Source organism: Bacillus sp. FJAT-50079 (assembly GCF_018343515.1).
Classification (GTDB): Bacteria; Bacillota; Bacilli; order Bacillales; family Bacillaceae_C; genus Lederbergia.
Genome location: NZ_JAGYPD010000004.1, coordinates 542877 through 568370 on the forward strand (window position 1 = coordinate 542877; position 25494 = coordinate 568370).

The window sequence follows — 25494 nt, forward strand, 5'->3', positions numbered from 1 at the left end:
TTTTTTATTCAAAAAAATGTATCCGCTTTTAAAGTTTCCGAAATATAGTGTAATCCGACAAGAAAACTGCTATCATTTTATATAATATGATAATCAGACAATTATAAGTGGGTATGGAGGTTTCTATGAACTTTCAAGAATACATAAGTAAACTGCGGACATTTTTAAGTTATAAAGTGTTCACTGCTCTCATTTATGGTGTTTTGGCATTGGCGTTATTTGGAATTCTCTATCATAATGTAAAACCAGAGACATTCGATATTGAGTTGTTTTCCATTTCCGACAAAACGATTCGCTCGCCAAAAACAATTGAAGATGAAGTGAAAACAGCAGAGGAACGGGAAAAAGCGGCGGATGATGTTGCGCGCGTTTATGTATTTAAAAAAGAAATGGCACAGAATAGAATTTTATTGGTTCAATCCATTTTTGATTTTGTAAAGGAAGTAAGCCAAGAATCACGAATAGAAGGTGATTCATTAGATCAAGAGGAAGAGCATTTACTTTTACAATCACAACTAAAGTCATTAAAGGCAAAACTAACCGAGAACGTTTCTGAGGATATTACCAATTCTATTTCTGATGAAAAGCTCATATCTTTACTTAAAACAGAAGCAGGCACGCGTGAAAAGATGAAAGAAACGGTGATTGTTAATGTTGAAAGGGTGATGAATACCAAGATTCGTGAAGAACAGGTCGCAAAGATGAAGGAGCTCCTGAGTGAAAATATTCACATGGCAGGGCTTGCGCCTTATTTAAACGAAATCGCTGTTGAGCTTGGACAGTATGCGATTGTAGCAAATGATATTTATGATCCAGTATTGACGGAGGAAAGAAAGAAACAAGCAATGGAAGAGGTTGATCCAGTAAAGATTCTTCAAGGGCAAGTCATTGTTCAAGAAGGACATTTGATCGATCGGGAAATCTATCGGCAATTGGAAATGTTAGGGCTCTTAAAAAGCAATCCGACATCAAAGCCATTTATCGGGTTAACTGTTTTTGTTGTTATTGCAATTGGGGCACTATATATTCACTTCTCACGGTTACAATTACAAGAAGATAAGAAACAGAACTTTTTACTGTTAAGCAGTTTGATTTTCCTTTGTTCATTAATCATAATGAAGATTACAGGATTGATGGAGCAATTAGATATTAATGAGATCGGTTATATATTTCCAGCGGCGATGACGCCGATGCTGTTGAAGATATTGATTAATGAACGCTTTGCCTTGATTATGACGATTTTATTAGCCGCCTGCGGAAGCATCGTTTTTCATGATGGAATTTCGGGCACAATTGATGTGGAAATCGCTGTATATATATTATTCAGTGGCTTGGCCAGTGTTTTGTTTTTATCCGGACGGAACGAAAGGACACATATTTTACGGGCAGGCTTGTTTGTTGCCGTTACAAATGTATTAATCATTGTATTTTTATTATTGATTGGCAGTGGGCAAGTGACGATGATTGAATATGCTTATTATGTATTATATGCTCTCGTTTCAGGAATTTTATCGGCGATTTTAACGATCGGATTGTTACCATTTTTTGAAGCTGGTTTCGGGATGCTATCAACGATTCGCCTGATTGAATTATCAAGTCCGAACCATCCATTGTTAAAGAAAATTTTGGTCGAAGCCCCTGGTACGTATCATCACAGTGTTATGGTTGCTAATTTGGCTGAAGCAGCCTGTGATGCGATCGGAGCTAACGGTTTGTTAGCACGTGTGGGATGTTACTACCATGATGTCGGAAAGACAAAGCGTCCGCATTTCTTTATCGAAAACCAAATGAATATCGAAAACCCGCATGATCGACTCCCGCCAGAAACGAGTAAAGAGATTATTATTGCGCATGCTGTTGATGGAGCGGCAGAATTACGTAAACATAAAATGCCAAAGGAAATTATTGATATTGCTGAACAGCATCATGGGACGACACTTTTAAAATTTTTCTATTATAAAGCGAAGGAAAAAAATGAGCATATCGATGAAAAGGAATATCGTTACCCTGGGCCAAAGCCGCAAACAAAGGAAGCGGCAATCATTGGAATGGCCGATAGTGTGGAAGCGGCAGTTCGTTCAATGACACATCCGACTTCGGAAGAAATTCACTCTCTAGTACATAATATTGCTCAAGACCGACTTTCAGATGGACAGTTGAGTGAATGTGATCTTACATTAAAAGAAATTGAAATTGTAAAAGCAACCTTTTGCGAGACATTGAATGGAATATTTCACTCGCGAATCGAATATCCAGATTTTAAACAAAAAAAGGTGGTAAGTAATGGCGCTACAAATTGATATGATCGATGAAACAAATGAATTAACTGAAGAGCATCAGCAGCTGATTGAAAAACTTTTAAATTACGCTGCGAAAGAGGAGCAAGTAGAGGATGGAAGTGAGCTTTCTCTTACATTCGTGACAAATGAGGAAATTCAAGAAATAAATAAGACATATCGTGGGAAAGACCAATCAACAGATGTCATTTCATTTGCGATGGAGGAAATGGGCGAAGGGGAAATTGAAATCATCGCCCCCGACATGCCAAGAATGCTCGGTGATATCATTATTTCGCTTGAGAGGGCGAAAGAGCAAGCGGATGAATATGGTCATTCTTTTATTCGAGAAATGGGATTCCTTGTGGTGCATGGATTTTTACATTTACTAGGCTATGACCATATGAATGAGGAGGATGAGAAACGGATGTTTTCTAGGCAAAAAACGCTGTTGGACGGATTTGGTCTTGAAAGATAGCCAAGTGTTCTCGATAAGAAGATTGAAAGCCTCATTTCAGTATGCCCTTGAAGGACTGCGATACGCAGTAAAACATGAGAAAAATATCCGGATTCATTTGCTCGCTGCATTTACTACGATCATCCTATCGATTTTGTTTCAGCTTACAGCGTTTGAATGGTTGTTTATTGTGCTCGCTATTTTTACGGTGCTTGTGCTTGAATTAGTCAATTCAGCAATCGAACGCACAGTTGATTTAGCAACAACAGAAATCAAGCCATTAGCCAAGCAAGCGAAGGATATCGCAGCGGCTGCTGTTTTATTAGCAGCAACCATGGCTGTGATCGTTGGTGTAATCATCTTCGGTCCAAAATTTATTGATTTATTTTTAAAGTAATGCCGCCCTAGTGCGGCATTTTTTATTTGAAAAAAGGGCCTGGGGTGAAAAATCCGTGATGGCTTATAAAATCTGATAACCTGACAAATGTCAGCGTTAGTTTATATATCTAATCGAGCAAATGAAGCCCATTGCCGCATTAATGAAAAATGCCAAACCTTTCACAATCGGCTTATTTGAATACAATCGCGTAGTACGGTAAAATATTCCCACAGCCGAAAGAATAAATAGGGCTAAAGTTGAAATTATCAAAAAACTTTGCGAGATTTGATAACTTTTTCAAGAAGATGTAGTAAAATAAAAATAAGAAATAAGGAGTAACAAAATGAAAGTTGAGGAATTAATCCAAGAAGCTGAAAAGGCAAAAGAAAAAGCTTATGTTCCCTATTCGAATTTTCCGGTGGGTGCCGCCTTGCTAACGAAAAAGGGGCAAGTGTATCGCGGCTGTAATATTGAGAACGCAGCTTATAGTGTTACGAATTGCGCTGAACGTACTGCACTATTTAAAGCGATGTCTGAAGGAGAGAGTGAATTTGCGATGCTCGCTGTTACGGCAGATACGCTTCGTCCGGTTCCTCCATGTGGGGCTTGCAGGCAAGTGATTGCCGAGCTTTGCCCGAAGGATATGAAGGTTGTTCTTTCAAATGGAAAAGGGGAAACGAAGGAAATAACAGTCGAACAATTATTGCCATTTGCATTTTCACCGGAGGATCTACATGAATAAGATAGACAGCAAAACATACAAATCAGGATTTATCTCTATTATTGGCAGGCCGAATGTCGGAAAATCAACCTTTCTCAACCGTGTCATTGGGCAAAAAATTGCAATTATGAGTGATAAACCACAAACAACGAGAAATAAAGTACAAGGCGTATTAACGACAAATGACGCACAAATGGTTTTCATTGATACACCTGGAATCCATAAGCCGAAACATCGACTTGGCGATTTTATGATGAAGATTGCGATGAATACGTTAAAAGAAGTAGACATCATTCTTTTCATGATCAATGCCGCAGAAGGTTTTGGTCGTGGTGATGAATTTATTATTGAAAAACTGCAAGGTGTAAAGACGCCTGTTTTTCTAGTCATTAATAAAATTGATCAAATCGGACCCGATGAGTTGTTATTGCTTATTGAAGAATATAAGGAAAAATATCCTTTTGCAGAAATCATTCCTATTTCGGCCTTAGAGGGAAATAATGTTGAACGCTTGCTTGAACAAATTTTACTGCAATTACCAGAAGGACCACAATATTACCCGGCTGATCAAATTACTGATCATCCAGAAAGATTTATTGTGTCGGAGTTAATTAGGGAGAAAGCGCTTCATTTAACGAGAGAGGAAGTTCCCCATTCTCTCGCTGTATTAATCGATAAGATGGAAAAGAAGGATGAGCGAGAGGTCGTTCACGTAATGGCCACGATTATCGTGGAACGTGACTCACAAAAAGGCATCGTTATCGGGAAACAAGGAAAAATGTTAAAGGAAATTGGTCAACGAGCTCGTGAAGATATTGAACATTTGCTTGGTTCGAAAGTATTTTTAGAACTATGGGTGAAAGTACAGAAGGATTGGAGAAATAAAATGTTCCATTTACGAGACTATGGGTTTAAGGAAGACGAATATTAGAATTGTTTATTGGTCGGATTAACAAATTTTACGCTGTATTGTCCCTAGGCTTGCGGTAAAAATAAGAAATGTAAGAGAAAACCACTTCAAACATATGGAAGGCGGGATGAACATGTATGAATTCACGTGGAGAGTTTTTAAAGAGACAGGTAATGTGGATATTTACTTGCTCCTAAAGGAACTTGAAAAAGAAGAGCATATGAATATTCTGCCGTTTATGGAAAACGCCAATGAAGTAGATCATCCGGTTTCTTAGTGACGCTTTTTGCCCCGCGAGTACAGTATATGGCTGTGGAAGGGGGAGATTGTGACATGCTACAAAAATACGAGGGAATTGTCATAAGAACGACAGATTATGGTGAATCAAATAAAATTGTCGTTATTTATAGCAGAGAAGCTGGGAAGATTGCGGGAATGGCTCGCGGGGCAAAAAAGCCAAGCAGCCGGCTTGCGAGCGTCTCCCAGCCCTTTACATACGGGTATTATTTGATTCAATCCGGTCGCGGATTAGGAACGTTGCAGCAGGCAGAGATGGTTGCATCTTTACGGTCGATTAGAGAAGATATTTTTAAAACGGCCTATGCAGCATATATCGTAGATTTGCTTGATAAAGGGACAAATGAAAAAGAAAGCAATCCATTTCTTTTCGAATTACTTTCGCAAACGCTCCATTATATTAATGAAGGCTACGATCCGGATATCGTTACACATATTTTCGAAATGAAGATGCTCAGTGTTTTTGGACTATATCCGGAAATGAAAGCATGTGTCCTTTGCGGAAGTACGGAAGCCCAATTTGGTTTTTCCATTCGGGAAAATGGGCTTATTTGTCACCGTTGTTTTGAACGAGATAGACATTTTCTGCCACTTTCTCAACATGCGATTAAATTATTGCGATTGTTTTATTTTTTTGATATACAAAGACTTGGCTCGATTTCAGTCAAGCCGGAAACAAAACAAGAATTAAAACACGCGATTGATTTATATTATGATGAATATTCGGGGCTCCATTTAAAAACGAAGCGATTTTTAGATCAAATGGACCGATTAAAAGACAAGCTTTAACGTAAGTTGCGATTGGATTACTGTTCGATTTTTTTAATACTTTAAAGGCGAAAACTTGACAAATTGCGTCATATCCGCTATTTTCATGTATATGAGTTAAAATAAATAACGCTGCGAAGAAAGAAATAAGTACTTGTTGTCCCCCATATATAGCGACCCCGGGATAGTGAAAGCCGGTGGGATGGAGCTTCAAGGAAGGCAATCTGGAGTGGCATAAATAAAGTTGGTCGGGTGTTTATGCTCGGCAAATAGGGTGGAACCGCGGGTAACTCTCGTCCCTATGCTTATGGTGAATTAGCATAGAGACGAGGGTTTTTTATGTTGAAATGAAAATAAGCGAACGAATCACGCCTAGACACTTATTGAAATTGAAAAGGAAGGATGAGTTAGAGTGAATATTCAAGAAATGATCCTTGCATTGCAAAAGCATTGGTCAGATTATGGCTGTATTCTTATGCAAGCGTATGATGTTGAAAAAGGTGCGGGTACAATGAGTCCGTACACGTTTTTAAGGGCAATCGGACCAGAACCGTGGAATGTGGCGTATGTTGAGCCATCACGCCGTCCAGCTGATGGCCGTTATGGAGAAAACCCGAACCGATTGTATCAGCATCATCAATTCCAGGTGATTATGAAACCTTCTCCAGACAATATTCAAGAAATGTATTTAGATTCATTACGCGTTCTTGGTATTGATCCTTTGGAGCATGATATCCGCTTTGTTGAGGATAATTGGGAAAATCCATCACTTGGCTGTGCAGGATTAGGCTGGGAAGTATGGCTTGACGGGATGGAAGTAACGCAATTTACCTATTTTCAGCAAGTCGGTGGCTTAGAGTGTAAGCCTGTCTCTGTTGAATTAACGTATGGGATTGAAAGGCTTGCGTCATATATCCAAAATAAAGAAAATGTTTTCGATCTAGAATGGACAGAAGGCTTTACGATTAGGGATATTTTCTATCAGCCTGAATATGAGCATTCAAAATATGCATTTGAAACATCGAATCAAAAGATGTTGTTCGATCTATTTACTACGTACGAAACGGAAGCGAAACGCCAAATGGAGGAAGGACTTGTTCATCCAGCCTACGATTATATTTTAAAATGTTCACATGTATTTAATCTTCTTGATGCAAAAGGAGCGATTTCCGTTACGGAGCGAACGGCTTATATCGGAAAAATGCGGAATATGGCAAGACAAGTAGCGAAAACTTTTTATGAGGAAAGAGAAAAGCTTGGTTTTCCAATTTTAAATGGACAGAAAAAGGAGGGAGAGAGCCATGAATAAACGTGATTTACTTCTCGAAATTGGGATTGAAGAAATGCCAGCACGCTTTATTAGCGGAGCAATAGATGATTTAAAAAGCAAAATGATTTCATGGCTCGAGGACCATCGCATTAGCCATGAAGAGGTACGAGTTTATTCTACACCTAGAAGAATGGCGATTCATCTTAAAAATGTGGAAGAATTCCAAAGTGATGTGGAAGAAGAAGCTAAAGGACCAGCGAAGAAGATTGCTCTAGATGAAGAAGGAAATTGGTCAAAGGCTGCACTTGGTTTTTGCCGTGGGCAAGCGGTAAGTCCGGATGAGATTTTCTTTAAGGAAATCAAAGGGATCGAATATGCGCACGTGAAAAAGTTCATTAAAGGAAAGTCAACAGTTGAATTATTACCAGAGCTTAGCGAATTAATCACATCCCTTCATTTTCCAAACAATATGCGTTGGGGAAGCCTAGACTTACGTTTCCTTCGTCCAATTCGCTGGATTGTTGCATTATTTGGGAGTGAAATAATTCCTTTTACAGTCGCAAATATTCAAGCAGGGGCAAAAACATTCGGTCACCGTTTCTTAGGTGAGGAAGTGTTATTGTCAGCTGCGTCTGATTATGAAAAGGCATTGCTAGGCCAACATGTCATTGTGAATCAAGCCGAAAGAATGCAAGCAATTAGAGAACAAATTGAAAAATTAAGTGCTGAAAAAGATTGGTTCGTTCCGATTGATGAAGAGTTGATCGATGAAGTGACAAATCTAGTTGAATATCCGACTGTTTTTGCCGGCGCATTTAACGAAGACTTCTTAGAGCTTCCTGAAGAAGTGTTAATTACATCGATGAAAGCTCATCAACGTTATTTTCCAGTAAAAAGTTTAAATGGTAAGCTGCTTCCATATTTTGTTGGAGTGCGTAATGGGGACGAGCGTCACCTTGAAAATGTCATAAAAGGAAATGAGAAAGTGTTACGCGCAAGATTGGCGGATGCGGATTTCTTTTTTGAAGAAGATAAAAAACTACTCATCCCAGAGGCGTTAAAGCGACTAGAAACAATCGTTTATCATGAGAAAATCGGTACATTATCGGAAAAAATTGATCGGATTCGCTTGATTGCGAAAGAACTTTCGTTATTACTTACCCTTTCTGTGGAAGACAAACAACTAGTCGATCGAGCAGCAGAAATAAGTAAATTTGACCTTGTTACAAATATGGTTGATGAATTCCCAGAGCTTCAAGGAATTATGGGTGAGAAGTATGCATTGCTACAAGGCGAACATACGGATGTCGCCAAATCAGTGAATGAACATTATCAACCACGTCATGCTGATGATGATGTACCATCGACAACGATCGCTGCGATCGTGAGTGTCGCTGATAAGCTAGATTCGATCGTTGCATCGTTCGCGATCGGACTGATTCCGACAGGTTCTCAAGACCCGTATGCATTAAGGCGACAAACAGCGGGAATCATTCAAATTCTTTTGAAAAAGAATTGGGACCTGCCATTGCGAACAATTTTGGAAAAAGCGATCGAGATTATCGGTCAAAAATTAGAAACGAACGAACAATTATTTGAGCAACTAACACAGTTTTTCAAACTGCGCCTAAAATATTTACTTCAGGAAAAAGGAATTAGTCACGACATTATCGAAGCTGTTCTAGGTGGAGAATTATTAAGCGTTCCTGTTCTTGTTGATCGTGCCAATGCTTTACAAACGAAGAAAACAGAAGATGGATTCAAAGAGACAATTGAATCACTCTCCCGTGTATTGACAATCGCTAAAAAGTGGGAAGGAAACTTGGAGATCGATCCACAGTTATTCGAAAATGAATATGAGCAACAACTGTATGACAGTTGGGTGCAAGTTGTTGATACGTATGAGGAAGCTGAAGGGCAAGAAGCGAAGTTTGCTGTATTAGCCTCATTACAGCCGGCCATTTCTAACTATTTTGATCATACAATGGTCATGGCGGAGCAAGCGAACGTAAAGGCCAATCGCCTGGCTCAAATGAAGCAACTAGCTGATCTAATCGGAAGCTATGCTGCGATGAATGAAATTCAAGTAAAATAAGACAAATTCGAGCTTGTTTGTACAAACAAGCTCGAAATCGTTCAAATGTATAACAGGGAGAGGGATGTATATGTCTGTTCCAATTATATATGTTGTATCGGATTCAGTTGGGGAAACAGCTGAACTTGTAACGAAAGCGGCCATTAGCCAGTTTGGAAATTCCAATGCAACTATCAAAACTTATCCGTATGTGGAAGAAGAAGAACATATGGATGAAATCATTGAGATGGCAAAAGACGATCGGGCAATCATCGTTTATACATTGGTAAAACCAAACAATCGTGTATATTTGCGTGATCAGTCTATTGCCAATCAGGTGACCTCAATTGATATTATGGGTCCGATTATGGATAAATTCGAGAAGGCATTTGAACGTGCACCATTGAATGAGCCAGGGCTTGTTCGAAAATTAGATGAGAATTACTTCAAGCGTGTGGAGGCCATTGAATTTGCAGTAAAATACGACGATGGCAGGGATCCGCGTGGCTTATTACGAGCAGATATTATATTAATTGGTGTTTCACGTACATCGAAAACACCATTATCTCAATATCTAGCTCTCAAGCGATATAAAGTGGCCAATGTTCCTGTTGTGCCTGAAGTAGACCCTCCTGAAGAATTGTTTAAAGTTGATCCATCGCGATGCATTGGCTTAAAAATTAGCCCGGAAAAATTGAATCATATTAGACGGGAGCGATTGCTTTCTTTAGGTTTAGATGCTAAGGCAAATTACGCAAACATAGAAAGAATTAAACGGGAGATCAAATATTTCGATAGGATCGCAAACAAACTCGGCTGTACTGTTATTGATGTATCAAATAAAGCAGTTGAAGAAACAGCCAATACGATCATCAATTATATGCAGAAAAAAGTATAGATCATCACGGAAGCATACCGCTCCTAGTTTTTATTTGTGCTGTATGAATAAAATTTCGAGAAATAGAGTAAAAATGTTATTACTGTTTGTTTAACTTAAATCGCAATACATTTTTTTAAAAAAATGTATTGCGATTCATATCAGGGGGAGTTCAAACTACTTGCCGATTCAACTTAACCCTTGGCAGATGCCACAGATTTTTAAGGGAGCGTTTCGAGCGAACTTTGAAAAAATTGGAAGTGATTATTCCCAACTGTAATTGATCGAAAGCTTTTGATAGGCAAAATCGTGTAAATAAGCTATAATAAAAAATTGTGTTGAAAGTACATAAAAGGTTTAGAGTTGCGACTTTGAGAATAAACTAGTTATTGTGATAGACGCGTGCAAGATAAGGAAAAACGACAAATAATCTCATCTTTCCTTATTGATTTTTAATAAAAAGAAGGAATCTGTGGAGGGATGTAGAATAAGTAACGGTAATCAAGCTAAAGCAATCATATACGTAGATGCAGATGCTTGCCCGGTCAAAGCCGAGATTTCTGCGATTGCCAACGAGTATAACTGGGATATTCGCTTTGTTGCCTCGTATGACCATAAACCAAAAAATGAAGAGTCAAATCCCCAATGGTGCTTTGTAGACGCGGGCAAAGATTCGGTAGATCTTTATATTGTAAATAAAATTAGACGGGGAGATGTGTTGATTACTCAAGACATTGGGCTTGCTAGCCTTGTCCTACCTAAAGGTGTTTATGCCATTTCTCCAAGGGGAACGGAATACAAGGAAGACACCATTGAAATGGCTTTAGATTTTCGCTTTTTAGCGGCAAAAGCACGAGAGGCCGGTCATTACGGGAAGGGGCCAAGTCCATTCGGAAAGGAAGATCGCCGGCAATTCCAAGCTTCATTGCGTAGATTATTGTCGAAAAATGAAGGAGTTTGAGTAATTCTGTCGAATAGCAATATTAATAAATGGGGATGTTTTTGTGTCTGCAAGAATACCTGAGGAAAAAATTAACGAGCTTCGGCAGTCGATCGATATTGTCGAGGTCATTAGCAATTATGTTCAGTTGAAAAAACAAGGGCGCAATTATTTTGGATTATGCCCTTTCCACGGCGAAAACACGCCATCATTTTCAGTATCGACGGATAAGCAGATCTATCATTGTTTTGGCTGCGGGGCTGGTGGAAATGTTTTTACGTTTTTAATGGAGATTGATGGCGTCTCATTTCAAGAAGCGGCTCGAAAAGTTGCCGAATTAAGCAATGTCGAGCTCGATATCGGCCCACAGCAAGATCAAATCGTAGATGCGCAAATACCTCCTGACGAACGGAAAATGATTGAGGCACACGAGCTTTTGGCCAAGTTTTATCATCATTTATTGTTGAACACAAACGAAGGTGCTCCCGCATTGGAATATTTACTTGATCGGGGCTTTTCGCAAGACAGTTTGCGAAAATTTCAGATCGGATATTCATTGCCAGAATGGGATTTTGCCGTGAAGTTTTTAGAAAAACGTGGGTTTTCGCGGTCAATGATGGAAAGGGCCGGTCTAATCGGAAAACGTGATTCTGACGAAAGTTATTTTGACCGTTTTCGCAATCGGATTATGTTTCCACTTCATAATGCAAAAGGAAGGGTTATTGCCTTTTCTGCCCGTGCGATAGAGAAAGAAGATCAGCCAAAGTATTTAAACACTTCTGAAACAGCGCTCTTCAACAAAAGCTCTCTTTTATATAACTTACACGAAGCAAGGAGCCACATACGTAAACAAAACTTCGCAGTCTTGTTTGAAGGCTTTGCTGATGTAATATCAGCGGATAGTGCGGGAATCAAAAATGGTGTTGCTGTCATGGGGACTGCATTGACAGCCAAGCATGCTGGGCAGCTTCGCAGATTGACCGATTCCATTACCATTTGTTTTGATGCAGATGCAGCAGGATCCGATGCTGCATTCCGTGCCGGACAAATGCTTGTTGATCAAGGCTTCACTGTAACGATTGCAATGATGCCAACTGGTCTAGATCCCGATGACTATATTCGAAATTTCGGAGCAGAAAAATTCCGTACAGATATAATAGGGAATGGACTTACATGGATGGCCTATAAGCTTTATTATTTTCGCCTAGGAAAAAATCTTCAAAATGAAGGAGATAAGCTGAAATATATCGAACAAATATTGATCGAAATAGGTAAGCTTACAAATCCTATTGAGAAGGATTTATATATAAGGCAATTAGCGGATGAGTTTTCCTTGTCAATCGATGCACTTCATTCACAGCTCAATCAATTTGAACGTGTGAATAAAAAAGAGGCTAATGATCAAAAAGTTGATCAGATGCCAGTGCAAGCCGCACCACAGACCCGCTCAAATCAGCTTCTACCTGCACATCTTGCCGCAGAGCGACAATTAATTGCGAGGATGATTTATGACGATGAAATTGCTTATCGTGTCATCGAAATGCTTGGAGATACGTCATTTTATTATGATGAGCATCAAGCCATTCTTACTTATTTATTTGGATATTATGAACAGGGCAATCGTCCAGATCCAAGTATGTTTGTTCATTTTTTACCTGATAAACGACTGCGGGCGATCGTTACCGAAATCGATATGCTCTCAGCCGATATCGAATTTAATGAGCAAGAACTAAGAGATTATGTGGGGCATGTGTTGAAACATCCTAAATTGTTAATGATAAAAGAAAAGCAGGCAGAACAAAAAGCGGCTGAGCGGAAAAATGATTATGTGAAGGCGTTACAAATTGCCAAGGAAATTATTGAACTTCGCAGGTCACTGTAACAAATTTATGTTGGTATGCAAATGCTGGAAGGAGGGGGACGCATGGCTGAAAAATCAGCACGTTCCAATGAAGTAGAAATCGAACTTACCCTAGATCAAGCAAAAGAGCAACTGATCGAACAAGGAAAAAAACAGGGTACCTTAACATATGAGCACATTTCTGGGAAACTAGCCCACTTTGATTTGGATTCCGATCAAATGGATGAGTTTTATGAAATGCTTGCTGATCAAGGGATTGAAGTAATGGAAGAATCGGATGATGGGGAAGATCCAAAAAATCCGAAAGATGAAGAGTTTGATCTTAATGACTTAAGTGTTCCTCCAGGTGTGAAAATTAACGACCCTGTTAGGATGTATTTGAAGGAAATTGGCCGCGTTGATTTGCTAACGGCTGAGCAAGAAATTGCGCTTGCAAAGCGAATTGAGCAAGGAGATGAAGAAGCGAAAAAGCGACTTGCTGAAGCGAACCTTCGCCTCGTCGTCAGCATAGCAAAGCGCTATGTTGGAAGAGGGATGCTATTCCTTGATTTAATCCAAGAAGGAAATATGGGCTTAATTAAAGCCGTTGAAAAATTTGACTTTGAAAAAGGATTTAAGTTTAGTACGTATGCAACATGGTGGATTCGTCAAGCGATCACAAGAGCGATTGCTGACCAAGCTCGGACGATTCGTATCCCTGTTCATATGGTTGAGACAATCAATAAACTGATTCGTGTGCAACGACAGTTATTGCAAGATCTTGGTAGAGAACCGACACCTGAAGAAATTTCTGAAGAAATGGATTTGACTCCAGAAAAGGTTCGAGAAATTTTAAAAATTGCTCAAGAGCCTGTTTCATTAGAAACGCCGATTGGTGAAGAAGATGATTCTCATCTTGGAGATTTTATCGAAGACCAAGAAGCGACATCACCGTCAGAGCATGCGGCATACGAGTTATTAAAAGAGCAGCTTGAAGATGTGCTTGACACATTAACAGATCGTGAAGAAAACGTATTGCGCCTCCGCTTTGGATTGGATGATGGCAGAACAAGAACGCTTGAAGAAGTTGGGAAAGTTTTCGGTGTTACGAGAGAACGTATTCGCCAAATTGAAGCGAAAGCGTTGAGAAAATTACGCCACCCAAGCAGAAGCAAAAGGCTTAAAGACTTTCTCGAATAAAATAAATGGTATCATTCGTTTACTTCTGTGCACGGAAGTAAACTTTTTTTTGATTAATAAAGGGTTTAGACAGCAATCACTCGAATATATAGTAACAGGATGTGTCATTAATGGACTCAAAACGAAAAAAGATCATTCTTTCTGAAATACAATTTTGGAAACAAAATAAAATGTTACCTGATCAATATTGTGATTATTTACTTGCCTTATATTCCGGTGGAGACCATGAAGAAGAATTAAAATCGCCAAAGAAAAAGTTAACGAGTGAAACGCTTTCAAACAGCCTTTTTTTAGCAATGATTTTAATCATGCTTGTAATCACTTATTTTACTCGTATTTCCTTTTCAATGCAAACGCTTATATTGGCTTTTTTTGTCATTATATTGTTTATTTCCTTTTATTATTATCGCAGAAGGAAGCAAAAGCCGTTTATTATTTACGTTACAGCCGCTTTTTTATTATTAATTTTCCTCATCCAATTGAACGATTTCTTTTTTGAGGGAAGCCCAAACTCACTTTCGATTCTCTTGCTTATAAATAGCCTTATTTGGCTCATTGGTGGCATTCGTTCAAAGGTTTTATTTTTTATGATCGCTGGGGGCATGAGTACGGCAATTGTATTATTTTTCATTCTAAAAAAGCTCCCGTTTGCATTATATTAAGCGTACAAACAGATTGCTCAATCCCAATCAATGAAATGAATGGAGGTTTAGAGCATGGATTTTTCATTAACGAGTGAACAAGAATTAATCCGAAAGACGATTCGCGAGTTTGCAAAGGAAGAGGTTGCTCCTGGTGCAATCGAGAGGGATCGCAACCACACCTTCCCTCTTCATATTTGCAAGCAGCTTGGGGAGTTAGGGATGATGGGCCTTCCGTTTCCAGAAGAATATGGCGGGGCAGGCGCAGATACGGTAAGTTTTGCAATTGTAACAGAGGAATTAAGCAAAGTATGCGGCTCTACGGGCATTACGTATTCTGCCCATATTTCACTAGGTGGCGCCCCAATTCATTTGTTTGGTACGAAGGCTCAAAAAGAACAATATTTAGTACCTATTTGTTTGGGAGAAAGTCTTGGAGCGTTTGGATTGACAGAGCCCAATGCCGGGTCTGATGCGGGGGGAACAAAAACGACCGCAACCATTTCTGGAGATGACTATATTATTAATGGCAATAAATGTTTTATTACGAATGCCTCTTATGCGAAGTTTCTTGCACTCACAGCAATTACAAGTGATCGCAATGGGGAGAAGGAGATTAGCGCAATCATCGTTCCAACAACGACCGCAGGTTTTCAAATCATCGACAAATATGAAAAAATGGGCCTTCATGCCTCGAATACGACGGAGCTCGTTTTGGAAAATGTAAAAGTGAGCAGAGACCATTTGCTTGGAAGGGAAGGAGAGGGCTTTAAACAGTTTTTGCAGACGTTGGATGGTGGTAGGATTGGAATTGGTGCCATGGCCGTAGGAATCGCTCAAGGAGCGTTTGAGAAGGCACTCAGCTATGCAAGAGGACGACAACAGTTTGGAAAGCGCCTATCCCAATTTCAAGCGATACAATTTAAGCTTGCTGATATGGCAATGAAAATTGAATTGGCACGAACAATGGTATACAAAGCGGCGTGGTTAAAGGATCAAGGGAAGCCTTATGCAAAAGCGGCTTCGATCTGTAAATTATATGCATCAGAGGTTTGTATGGAAATCACATCTGAAGCTGTCCAAATTCACGGCGGATATGGATATATGAAAGAATACGAAGTGGAAAGAATGATGCGCGATGCGAAGCTGCTTGAAATTGGCGAAGGAACATCAGAAGTGCAACGAATGATAATCGCACGGGAAATTGGTTGTCAATAACTGTTTTTTAGATCCTCCCTGAAAATTTGAAAAAGCTTTCAAGAAGGATCACTTTATGTCAAAAAACCGAAAAAAAAGCGAATCTTCATGTGTAAGGCTTTCCCTTCTGACTGTTTTCGAGTAAAATGTAGATGTTTGCATTAATTACTTTTTACACATGGTCACTACATAAGGAGGGTAAGTCATGAACCGAAATCCAATCGTTCCGTATATTTTAATTATGGTCTTAGGGCTTGGTCTCATCTTTTTTCTGTCGATCAAAGGAGTTGGAGATTCAAAGCAGCTCGCTAAAGAACGGGATGGCGTTGAAGAAGAAATGGTTGAATTTGAACCGGAGGCATTTGCCAACAAATCATGTGTGATGTGTCACGGAGAAAATCTTGAAGGTGGATCGGCACCATCACTTCATGGGACAGGTCTTTCCCCAGATGAAATCGCTGATATTCTGATCCATGGTACAGACGGAGGAATGCCTCCAAACTTAGTTCCAGCAGATAATGTAGAAGAATTGGCTGCTTGGATTGCTGAACTGAAATAACCAGATAAAAAGTTCTTTGCATTTGGCAAAGAACTTTTTTATCTTTGTATATGAGGTGAAAAACGTGAATGTAGATAAATTATCAAAACGCTTGGAAACGGTCGTGTCATACATACTGAAAGGATCGCGTATTGCGGATATTGGTTCAGATCACGCGTATTTGCCATGCAATAGCGTGAAGCAGGGCATTGCTGCTTCTGCAATTGCTGGCGAAGTTGTGGAAGGACCGTTTCAGGCAGCGAAAAAGCAAGTAGAGCTGTCAGGATTAACAAAACAAATTGACGTTCGTAAAGGGAATGGGTTGGCTGTAATTGAACCTGGAGAAGTCGATTGTGTCATCATTGCCGGCATGGGCGGCGCATTAATTACAGATATATTAGAAGCTGGCAAAGAGAAGCTTTACGGAGTCAAACGGCTTATTTTGCAGCCGAATATCGCTGCACATCAAATTCGCAACTGGCTGCTTGCCAATGATTGGCAACTTGTTGCAGAAGAAATCTTGAAAGAAGACGGTAAGTATTATGAAATCGTCGTCGCTGATAAAGGGGATGCTCATAAGCCATATACAAATATGATGACAGAACTTTTATTAGGGCCCTTTTTATTAAAAGAAAAAAATCAAGCGTTCATCGACAAATGGAGTCGTGAACTAGCACAGTGGGAAAACATTGTGAACAGTTTAAAAAAGGCGGAAGAAAATCCCCAAAATGCAGAACGAAAAAAAGAATTAATCGAAAAAATTTCTATTGTTCGGGAGGCATTAAAATGAAGAAAATCAATGGATACGAAGTGATCCAATTGTTTGAGGAGTTTTCTCCTAAAAAATATGCACTAGACGGTGATCCAATTGGCTTGCAAATTGGGACATTGAACAAACCGGTTGAACATGTATTAATCGCCTTAGATGTTTCAGAGGAAGTCGTGCTCGAAGCAATAGAAAAAAATGTCGATCTGATCATTGCCCATCATCCGCTTATTTTTCGTCCGTTAAAAAAGATTACAACAGATCAGTTTGCGGGAAGAATCGTTGAAATGCTTATTAAGCATGATATTGCCGTCTATGCTGCCCATACGAATTTGGATGTCGCCAATGGCGGAGTAAATGATATGTTAGCAAATGCCTTACAATTAAACAATGTATCTGTTCTTGTTCCGACGTATGAAGAAAAGTTAAAGAAGCTAGTTGTCTATGTCCCAGAAGCAAATGCAAAGGATATACTACAAGCGTTAGGAGAGGCTGGTGCAGGTGCAATTGGCGAATACAGCCATTGCTCGTTTACGACAAATGGGGTAGGACGCTTTCTCCCTGGTGAGAATACAAACCCTCATATTGGTAAAGCGGGTAAACTGGAAGAAGTAAGTGAAGTTAAAATAGAGACGATTTATCCCGATCATTTGGAAAGAAAAGTTGTGGCGGCGATATTGAAGGCACACCCATATGAAGAGCCTGCTTATGATTTGTATTCATTAGATATGAAGGGGGAAGAACTCGGACTCGGCAGAATCGGCGAATTAGAGCAAGAAATGACGCTCGAAGCATTTGCTTTATTCGCCAAAGAGGCTTTAGATTCCGGTGGGGTCCGGGTCATAGGTAATTTGCAAGATAAAGTGAAAAAAGTCGCAGTTCTCGGCGGGGATGGCAATAAATATTATGGTCATGCAAAATTCAAAGGGGCAGACGTGTACGTAACAGGGGATATTTATTATCATACTGCACACGATGCACTTAATGCCGGATTGAACATGGTTGACCCAGGCCACCATGTTGAAAAAATCATGAAGCAAGGCGTAAGTGCTATATTGCAAACGAAATGTGGGGAAAAAGGCTACGATGTTACGATTAGCCCGTCAGCACCAAATACAGATCCGTTTATCTATTTATAAGTTAAGGGGAAAAAGTCGCTTATTAAAGTTAAATTTGACCTGAAGGGAATACCAGCACTCTAGCCGCTTGCTGGTTGTTGCTTGCAGTGCAGCCGCCGACTCCTGCGGGAATGACATGAACCTTGAGACCCCGCAAGGCGCGCAGCGACTGAGGAGACTCAAGCCATGCCCGCGGAAAGCGCGCGCCGGAACGGAAAGCAACAGATCGGTGACATCGTTCGAATTTTTTGTTGATGATATCTTTCTTTATATCTCCATACATAAAAAGGGCTATTACAGAAAGCCAGTTCTCACCTGCTTTCTGTACAGCCCCTTTTTATTATTTCGCTAGTTTTGGTTTTCTTACTTTCGGTAATATTTTGCTCATCGGAACTTTATTCTCGCGTACCCATGTCGATTCGTTAAGTGGATCGAATTGTTCAAGGAATGCGATTACCTCACGAACAATCGGTGTTGGTGTTGAAGCACCTGCCGTGACGGCAACAGTTTGGGCCCCTTTAATCCATTCAATATCAATTTCAGATACGTCGGCAACACGATATGCTGTCGTATGAGCAATTTCCTCTGATACTTGGGTTAAGCGATTGGAGTTATTACTCATTGGGTCACCAACAACGATAAGTACGTCCGCCTCACCTGCTTGATTTGCAACTGCTTCTTGACGAACTTGAGTGGCTAAGCATATTTCCTCATGCTTTTCAGCTTGTGGATACTTTTCCTGTACCTTCTTCATAATTGTTTCGACATCCCATTGGCTCATCGTCGTTTGATTCGTGACAATAATTTTATTATTCTTGACATCAAGCAGCTCAACATCTTCAAGCGTTTCGATGAGATGAACAATATGTGGGGCAACCCCAACAGCCCCTTCAGGCTCCGGGTGTCCTTTTTTTCCAATATAGATTACATCATATCCTTCTCTTTCTTTTTGACGAATTAAATCATGCGTCGTCGTAACGTCAGGACATGTTGCATCAATCGCCGTTAGCCCTTTTTTCTTAGCGAGCTCCCGAACTTCTGGTGAAACACCATGAGCAGTGAAAATGACCGTTCCGCAATTCACCTTTTCGAGAATTTCTTTGCGGTTTGGACCATCTAACGTAATAATGCCATCTTCAGCAAAGGCATCTGTAACATGTTTATTATGAACAATCATTCCCAAAATATAAATGGGACGAGGCAATGTTTTATCTAGTGCCGCATTTCGGGCTATAACCATCGCATCAACGACTCCATAGCAATAGCCACGAGGGGAAATCTTAATTATTTTCATTCAAATCCTCCTGACGCAAGGCTTTAAAATCCTGCAATCTATTGAACTCATAATTATATTATATATAAATTATAGTGAAAAGCCAAACAGATACGAGAATTCGAACGGAATCGGTCAGGATATATATAGTTTGGGAACAGACTCTCCGCTTCTTGTTCGGCGAGGTTTGGCAACGGATTCGTTTTCTGATTGTTCACTTGAGATTTCGGCATCCTGTGTCGGTTCATTTTGTACATCATCAATTTCAGGAGTAGGATCTGTATCGACATTTTTTAAGCCACGATAAATTTTCCACATTGCCGGTAAGTTTTTTACTAGCGGACCATATTGCTGAACCATTGGCCCGAACTGCTGGGCTGTCTTAATTACTTGCTGAGTTTGGTTTAGAAAAGAACCGATTTTTTGTGGGCTGGCTAAGCCTTGAAGTAGGGAAGTTCCCTCGGTTGCTCGAGAAAATCCCGAAGCAATGTTGCCTGCCTGTGAACCTTGGCGTTGAAACAAAGCAGAAAGTAAATTCCGTCCGCCGCCCTGCCCATTTTGAAGTGGCGGCCCGTTTCTAAAAAGTTGTGGGCCTCTTGACATTCTTGGTGGCGGCCTCATCATTCGCCCATGGTTCGGCCCAAAAGGGTTTCTTTGCATACAATCTCCTCCTTTCACCTTTTATATAGCTACAATATGCAAAAGACCAATGAAAAGTTTAGGATAAACGCCGTAAGTATGGGGTAAAAGAAAGCAAGTTTGTACATGTAATCCAGATCGTTTATAATAGAGGACTGAGGGAGTTTCCCTATTAAAGGAGTGAAAGTGATGGCTGAACATACTTTTCAAGCTTTTCAATTAAAGCCGTTTATTAATAAAGCAATTGAAGAACTAGGTTTTCATGAACCAACTGAAATTCAACAGAAGATGATCCCGGCAATTTTGAAGGGAGAAAGTGCGATTGGACAATCGCAAACAGGGACAGGGAAGACGCATGCTTTTCTACTTCCTATTTTGCATTCAATCAACCCGGATGTACAACAAGTACAAGCGGTGATTACTGCGCCTACTAGAGAGCTTGCCAATCAAATCTATCAGGAAATATTGAAAATCACTAAACATGAGGAGCAGGAGACTATTTCTGCGCGTTGTTTTATCGGTGGTACAGATAAGCAAAAATCGATCGATAAATTAAGACAGCAGCCACATATTATCGTTGGTACGCCAGGAAGAATTAATGATCTTATTCGTGAACAGGCCCTTTTTGTTCATACTGCAACAATGCTCGTTGTCGATGAGGCGGATCTTATGCTTGATATGGGCTTTCTTCATGATGTCGATCAAATTGCTGGGAAAATGCCGAAGGAACTACGAATCTTCGTATTTTCAGCAACCATTCCCGAAAAACTAAAGCCGTTTTTAAAGAAATATATGGAAAATCCGCTATTTGAACAAGTGCAGCCGCAGCAAATGACGGCTGAAAACATCGATCATATTCTCGTTCCACTGCGAGGCAGAGAGAAAACAGCGTTTTTAAAAGAAATGCTTGTCACCTATAATCCGTACTTAGCAATTGTATTTGTGAATACGAAGCAAATGGCTGATCAAGTCGCGGATGATTTGATTGAAAAAGGTTTAAAGGTTGCAAGAATTCACGGTGATTTAACACCGCGAGAGCGCAAACGTGTAATGAAGCAAATTCGCGATTTAGAATACCAATACATTGTCGCAACTGATTTAGCTGCACGTGGGATTGATATCGAAGGCATTAGTCATATAATCAACTATGAATTGCCGCGGGATTTGGATTTTTATATTCATCGGACAGGACGAACAGCAAGGGCTGGGAATAAAGGGCTTGCTGTCACGATTTATCAACAGGTAGACGAAGATGCGCTCGTTCGCTTAGAAAAAATCGGAATCGAATTTACAAACCTTGATTTACAAAATGGAGAATGGGTTGAAGCAAACGATCGAAACCGTCGTAAAAAACGGCGCAAGACAGATCATGAGCTTGAAATGCGCGCAAGAACATATGTGAAAAAGCCAACGAGGGTAAAGCCGGGCTATAAGAAGAAGATGCGGGAACAAATTGAACAAATCAAAAAACGTGAGCGCAGGCTTAATCAACGAACAAATCAACAGAAATAACGATCGAAAGGGGAATGGATCATGCTAAAAATTGGATCGCATGTTTCAATGAGCGGAAAGAAAATGCTCTTAGCATCGAGTGAAGAAGCTCTTTCATATGGAGCTAACACTTTTATGGTATACACAGGTGCTCCACAAAACACGCGTAGGAAGCCAATTGAGGAGTTAAACATTGAAGCCGGATTAGCCCATATGAAAGAAAATGGGATTGCTGAATTTATCGTACATGCACCGTATATTATTAATATAGGAAACACGACAAATCCGGCTACATTTGAATTGGGTGTGAATTTTTTACAATCAGAGATTGAAAGAACTGCAGCATTAGGTTCACAGCAAATTGTCCTCCATCCAGGGGCACATGTTGGTGCTGGGGCAGAGGCTGGAATTAAAAAAATTGTTGAGGGATTAAATGAAGTATTAACGGCGGATCAAAATGTTCAAATTGCGCTTGAAACGATGGCTGGAAAGGGCTCGGAATGTGGGCGTTCCTTTGAAGAATTAGCAGCGATTATTGACGGAGTTACACATAATGAGAAGCTATCCATTTGTTTTGATACATGCCATACACATGATGCAGGCTACAATATTGTCGAAGATTTTGATGGTGTGCTTGAACAATTTGATCGTATCATCGGGATCGATCGCCTTAAAGTGCTTCATATTAACGATAGTAAAAACGAGCGCGGCGCTGGAAAAGACCGCCATGAAAATATTGGCTACGGTCATATCGGCTTCGACGCTTTAAGCTATATCGTTCATCATCCTCAATTAATGGATGTACCAAAAATTCTTGAAACACCATTTGTTGGTGAGGATAAAAAAAATAAAAAAGCACCATATAAGCATGAAATTGAAATGATTAGAAATAAATTGTTCAATGAGAACTTAAAAGATCAGATTCTTGAGGGTGTTACGAATTAAAAATAAATGTGAGAGCCATTGAAAAGATGGCTCTCATTATTTCCCAAGCCGCAGCAACCTAGGAATGTCGTGCAATGTTCTTAAAACAAAAGCAGGTAAAAATGGGTGTTCTTATGAAGTAAATTGTAAAAAGAGCTTATTGATTTCTTTTGCCGTTTCCGGTCCTGCGATTTTGGCGACCTCTCTAACGATTTGTGACCGAGTTCTGTCATCGAAAATATCGAAGTTTTTTCCACGTAAGTACGCCGCGATTTTTTCCGCTTGTGGCCTTGTGACTTTAATGTTAAATTGCCCCGAATATTTTAATAAATCCTCTGCCGTAATGCTATTTACCTTTAAATTTACCATGTTTTTAATTAATTGCATGTAGCATCACTCCTCAACAAAATGTATGTATGAAAAGCTTTAAATGTGACAAATACTTTTACTTGTTTTATTTGCCCAGTCACTGTATAATTTTTATAAATCGTAATGATTCTTAATTATAAAGGATATTCAAAAAGTCCAGTAATTGGTTGTTATCTTACTGGAACCTTTTGAATGTATTTAACAAAGGATGTTTTTTATGAATGATGCAATTATTGAAGTGAGGGATGTTAGTTTTCGATATGATCGTGACAATGTACTTGAACATATCAATCTAACGGTTCCAAAAGGGGCTTTTCTTGGGCTTGTCGGTCCGAATGGATCTGGAAAGTCGACGTTGCTTAAATTAATTCTCGGTTTGTTAAAACCCCAGGAAGGGGAAGTAACCTTATTTGGTCAGCCACAGGGGAAATTTAAAGAGTGGAATCGAATTGGTTTTGTTTCGCAAAAGGCCAATTCGTTTAATAGTGGCTTTCCCGCAACAGTATACGAAGTTGTTGCGAGTGGGTTAACAGGTAAAGTAGGGCTGTTTCGCTTTATTGGAAAGGCGCGTAAAAAAGAAATTTTAAGCGCGATTGATTCGGTTGGAATGGGAGCATTTATTAATCGAAACATTGGCGAGCTTTCTGGCGGTCAGCAACAACGCGTATTTATCGCGCGGGCGATCGTTTCTCAGCCAGATGTTTTAATTCTTGACGAACCGACCGTTGGTGTCGATGCGAAAAATGTAAAAGCATTTTATGATATGCTTGATGTGTTAAATAAGGCTCTTGGCATCACATTGCTTTTAGTTACACATGATATTGGGACGATTACAAATAAAGTGACACATGTTGCATGTTTAAATAAGCATTTGCATTTTCATGGTGAGACAAATGAATTTGAGCAGCTTGATGCTGATCAATTATCATCGATCTATCATCATGATGTTCATGTATTGTCACATGCTCATTAAAGGTGGAAATAAATTTTATGATCACAGCTATCTTTCAATATGAATTTTTGCGCAATACGTTTATGACCGGTATTCTAATTGGGTTTATTGCTCCATTGCTTGGTACATTTATCGTTGTGAGAAGGCTATCGCTCATTGCCGATGCATTAAGCCATGTCACTTTATCGGGCATTGCGGCAAGCTTATTTTTAAGTAAAAAAACACTTTTATTCGCTGGGATGAATCCACTATATTTTGGAATGGGGTTCTCCGTGTTAGGTTCGATTTTTATCGAGCGGTTAAGGGTTGTTTATAAACATTATCAAGAGCTGGCGATTCCAATCATTTTATCTGGAGGGATTGGAATAGGGGTTATTTTTATTTCGTTAGCGGATGGATTTAATAGTGATTTATTAAATTATTTATTTGGTAGTGTAAGTGCGGTTAGCAGATTAGATTTATATGTCATTTTAGCGATTAGTCTATTTGTCTTTATCACGGTTTTGATTCTTTATAAAGAGTTATTTCTTTTGTCATTTGATGAGGAGCATGCAAAGGCTTCAGGCATCCCTGCAAAAAGCATTCATTTTCTATTCATGGTAATGATTGCTTTGGTCATTGCTGCTTCAATGAGAATTGTAGGAATTTTATTAGTATCAGCTTTGATGACTCTTCCTGTTGCAGCAAGCATGAGAATTGCGCAAGGATTTAAACAAACGATTTTCTTCTCGATTCTCTTTGGAGAAATCTCAGTCATCGGTGGGCTTATCAGTGCTTATTATTTAGATCTTGCGCCTGGAGGAACGATCGTGATGTTATCGATCGCCATCTTAATCGGTGTGATCACTTATAAAAAAATTCGGAGCAATCGCTCAATCGCGGTAAATTGAGGTGAAAAAATGCATATTACTGAAGCGATTCAAACAGTGAAGGAAAATGGTTATAAGGTGACAGGCCAAAGGGAGCAAATGCTGGAAGTGTTTGCGGAAAATAACCGTTATTTAACAGCCAAGGATGTATTAACGGTTATGCAGTCTTCGTTTCCGGGACTAAGCTTTGATACGATTTATCGGAATTTATCATTGTTTCATGAGCTTGGTATTCTTGAGACGACAGATCTAGACGGTGAGAAGCATTTTCGTTATACTTGTACTTCACATGATCATCATCATCATTTTATTTGCTTAGATTGTGGGGGAACGAAAGCGATCGAGGCATGCCCAATGAATTTTGTGACAGAGGATTTGCAAGAATATGAAGTTGCAGATCACAAATTTGAAATATATGGGAAATGCCCAAACTGTAAAAGTGCCTAAAACTTAAAAAGCAAGGAAGAAGCCGAATGATCCGGCCGCTTCCTTGCTTTTTCTAATGCTGAGAGTAGGAATTTATCAGGGCTGTTCTAAGCCAAAGCTGATATTTCTAAGCCAAAGCTGAGATTTCTAAGCCAAAGCTGAGATTTCTAAGCCAAAGCTGATATTTCTAAGCCAAAGCTGAGATTTCTAAGCCAAAGCTGATATTTCTAAGCCAAAGCTGATATTTCTAAGCCAAAGCTGATATTTCTAAGCCAAAGCTGA

Annotated in this window: 26 protein-coding genes; 23 read left to right on the plus strand and 3 right to left on the minus strand. The window is 39.6% G+C overall.

Annotated elements, in window-relative coordinates:
• Positions 1 to 125: 125 nt before the first annotated feature.
• From KHA95_RS13510 to KHA95_RS13595, 18 genes are all read left to right on the plus strand, one after another.
• Positions 126 to 2300 (plus strand): HD family phosphohydrolase, encoded by a 2175-nt coding sequence (locus tag KHA95_RS13510; protein ID WP_213138029.1) that lies wholly within the window; start codon positions 126 to 128, stop codon positions 2298 to 2300.
• Positions 2284 to 2754, plus strand: a complete 471-nt coding sequence (gene ybeY, locus KHA95_RS13515; protein WP_213138030.1) for an rRNA maturation RNase YbeY — start codon at positions 2284 to 2286, stop codon at positions 2752 to 2754. Before KHA95_RS13510 ends, ybeY begins: the two co-directional genes overlap by 17 nt.
• Entirely contained in the window at positions 2744 to 3130 is a 387-nt protein-coding gene (locus tag KHA95_RS13520; RefSeq protein WP_249316863.1) for a diacylglycerol kinase, read from the plus strand. Before ybeY ends, KHA95_RS13520 begins: the two co-directional genes overlap by 11 nt.
• Positions 3131 to 3455: 325 nt before the next feature.
• Positions 3456 to 3854 (plus strand): cytidine deaminase, encoded by a 399-nt coding sequence (locus KHA95_RS13525; RefSeq protein WP_213138032.1) that lies wholly within the window; start codon positions 3456 to 3458, stop codon positions 3852 to 3854.
• Positions 3847 to 4764: a GTPase Era gene (gene era / locus KHA95_RS13530; RefSeq protein ID WP_249316864.1), complete on the plus strand. Its 918-nt coding sequence runs from the start codon at positions 3847 to 3849 to the stop codon at positions 4762 to 4764. The genes KHA95_RS13525 and era overlap by 8 nt, the downstream gene beginning before the upstream one ends.
• A gap of 112 nt (positions 4765 to 4876) precedes the next feature.
• On the plus strand, positions 4877 to 5020 hold the full coding sequence (locus KHA95_RS13535) for a YqzL family protein (protein ID WP_213138033.1): 144 nt from the start codon (positions 4877 to 4879) through the stop codon (positions 5018 to 5020).
• 56 nt (positions 5021 to 5076) lie between these two features.
• The gene (recO, locus tag KHA95_RS13540; RefSeq protein WP_213138034.1) at positions 5077 to 5829 is read left to right on the plus strand and encodes a DNA repair protein RecO; all 753 of its coding nucleotides are present in this window, start codon (positions 5077 to 5079) and stop codon (positions 5827 to 5829) included.
• A gap of 391 nt (positions 5830 to 6220) precedes the next feature.
• Positions 6221 to 7117, plus strand: coding sequence for a glycine--tRNA ligase subunit alpha (glyQ, locus tag KHA95_RS13545; RefSeq protein WP_213138035.1), 897 nt, complete (start codon positions 6221 to 6223; stop codon positions 7115 to 7117).
• On the plus strand, positions 7110 to 9173 hold the full coding sequence (gene glyS / locus KHA95_RS13550; protein WP_213138036.1) for a glycine--tRNA ligase subunit beta: 2064 nt from the start codon (positions 7110 to 7112) through the stop codon (positions 9171 to 9173). Before glyQ ends, glyS begins: the two co-directional genes overlap by 8 nt.
• Positions 9174 to 9243: 70 nt before the next feature.
• Entirely contained in the window at positions 9244 to 10050 is an 807-nt protein-coding gene (locus KHA95_RS13555; protein ID WP_213138037.1) for a pyruvate, water dikinase regulatory protein, read from the plus strand.
• A 451-nt stretch (positions 10051 to 10501) separates the two neighbouring features.
• On the plus strand, positions 10502 to 10990 hold the full coding sequence (locus tag KHA95_RS13560) for a YaiI/YqxD family protein (protein ID WP_349305479.1): 489 nt from the start codon (positions 10502 to 10504) through the stop codon (positions 10988 to 10990).
• A gap of 43 nt (positions 10991 to 11033) precedes the next feature.
• A complete protein-coding gene (gene dnaG, locus KHA95_RS13565; protein WP_213138038.1) occupies positions 11034 to 12851 on the plus strand; it encodes a DNA primase in 1818 nt (605 codons plus the stop codon).
• Between the two features lie 42 nt (positions 12852 to 12893).
• Entirely contained in the window at positions 12894 to 14009 is a 1116-nt protein-coding gene (gene rpoD / locus KHA95_RS13570) for an RNA polymerase sigma factor RpoD (protein WP_213138039.1), read from the plus strand.
• A gap of 110 nt (positions 14010 to 14119) precedes the next feature.
• Positions 14120 to 14671, plus strand: a complete 552-nt coding sequence (locus KHA95_RS13575) for a hypothetical protein (RefSeq protein ID WP_213138040.1) — start codon at positions 14120 to 14122, stop codon at positions 14669 to 14671.
• Between the two features lie 54 nt (positions 14672 to 14725).
• Positions 14726 to 15868, plus strand: a complete 1143-nt coding sequence (locus KHA95_RS13580) for an acyl-CoA dehydrogenase family protein (RefSeq protein WP_213138041.1) — start codon at positions 14726 to 14728, stop codon at positions 15866 to 15868.
• Positions 15869 to 16052: 184 nt separating this feature from the next.
• Entirely contained in the window at positions 16053 to 16406 is a 354-nt protein-coding gene (cccA, locus tag KHA95_RS13585; protein WP_213138042.1) for a cytochrome c550, read from the plus strand.
• A 64-nt stretch (positions 16407 to 16470) separates the two neighbouring features.
• Positions 16471 to 17175, plus strand: coding sequence for a tRNA (adenine(22)-N(1))-methyltransferase (locus KHA95_RS13590; RefSeq protein ID WP_213138043.1), 705 nt, complete (start codon positions 16471 to 16473; stop codon positions 17173 to 17175).
• On the plus strand, positions 17172 to 18290 hold the full coding sequence (locus KHA95_RS13595; RefSeq protein WP_213138044.1) for a Nif3-like dinuclear metal center hexameric protein: 1119 nt from the start codon (positions 17172 to 17174) through the stop codon (positions 18288 to 18290). The genes KHA95_RS13590 and KHA95_RS13595 overlap by 4 nt, the downstream gene beginning before the upstream one ends.
• A gap of 319 nt (positions 18291 to 18609) precedes the next feature.
• On the opposite strand, the gene KHA95_RS13600 is transcribed toward KHA95_RS13595, so the two are convergent.
• Together KHA95_RS13600 and vrrA are read right to left on the minus strand one after the other, a co-directional pair.
• Entirely contained in the window at positions 18610 to 19563 is a 954-nt protein-coding gene (locus tag KHA95_RS13600; protein ID WP_213138045.1) for a 4-hydroxy-3-methylbut-2-enyl diphosphate reductase, read from the minus strand.
• A 114-nt stretch (positions 19564 to 19677) separates the two neighbouring features.
• Positions 19678 to 20202 (minus strand): VrrA/YqfQ family protein, encoded by a 525-nt coding sequence (gene vrrA, locus KHA95_RS13605; protein WP_213138046.1) that lies wholly within the window; start codon positions 20200 to 20202, stop codon positions 19678 to 19680.
• A 168-nt stretch (positions 20203 to 20370) separates the two neighbouring features.
• Here vrrA and KHA95_RS13610 point away from each other — a divergent pair, with 168 nt between their 5' ends.
• Together KHA95_RS13610 and KHA95_RS13615 are read left to right on the plus strand one after the other, a co-directional pair.
• On the plus strand, positions 20371 to 21693 hold the full coding sequence (locus tag KHA95_RS13610) for a DEAD/DEAH box helicase (RefSeq protein ID WP_213138047.1): 1323 nt from the start codon (positions 20371 to 20373) through the stop codon (positions 21691 to 21693).
• 21 nt (positions 21694 to 21714) lie between these two features.
• Positions 21715 to 22617, plus strand: coding sequence for a deoxyribonuclease IV (locus KHA95_RS13615; protein WP_213138048.1), 903 nt, complete (start codon positions 21715 to 21717; stop codon positions 22615 to 22617).
• A gap of 111 nt (positions 22618 to 22728) precedes the next feature.
• Here the strand turns inward: KHA95_RS13615 and KHA95_RS13620 are convergent, their stop codons facing one another.
• Positions 22729 to 22983: a DUF2624 domain-containing protein gene (locus KHA95_RS13620; protein ID WP_213138049.1), complete on the minus strand. Its 255-nt coding sequence runs from the start codon at positions 22981 to 22983 to the stop codon at positions 22729 to 22731.
• A gap of 199 nt (positions 22984 to 23182) precedes the next feature.
• Between KHA95_RS13620 and KHA95_RS13625 the strand changes: the two genes are divergently transcribed.
• The 3 genes from KHA95_RS13625 to KHA95_RS13635 are packed head-to-tail and all read left to right on the plus strand — an operon-like array spanning position 23183 to position 25233.
• Positions 23183 to 23938: a metal ABC transporter ATP-binding protein gene (locus KHA95_RS13625; RefSeq protein ID WP_213138050.1), complete on the plus strand. Its 756-nt coding sequence runs from the start codon at positions 23183 to 23185 to the stop codon at positions 23936 to 23938.
• Positions 23939 to 23955: 17 nt separating this feature from the next.
• Positions 23956 to 24807: a metal ABC transporter permease gene (locus KHA95_RS13630; RefSeq protein WP_213138051.1), complete on the plus strand. Its 852-nt coding sequence runs from the start codon at positions 23956 to 23958 to the stop codon at positions 24805 to 24807.
• 9 nt (positions 24808 to 24816) lie between these two features.
• Positions 24817 to 25233 (plus strand): Fur family transcriptional regulator, encoded by a 417-nt coding sequence (locus KHA95_RS13635; protein ID WP_213138052.1) that lies wholly within the window; start codon positions 24817 to 24819, stop codon positions 25231 to 25233.
• The last annotated feature ends 261 nt before the right edge of the window (positions 25234 to 25494 follow it).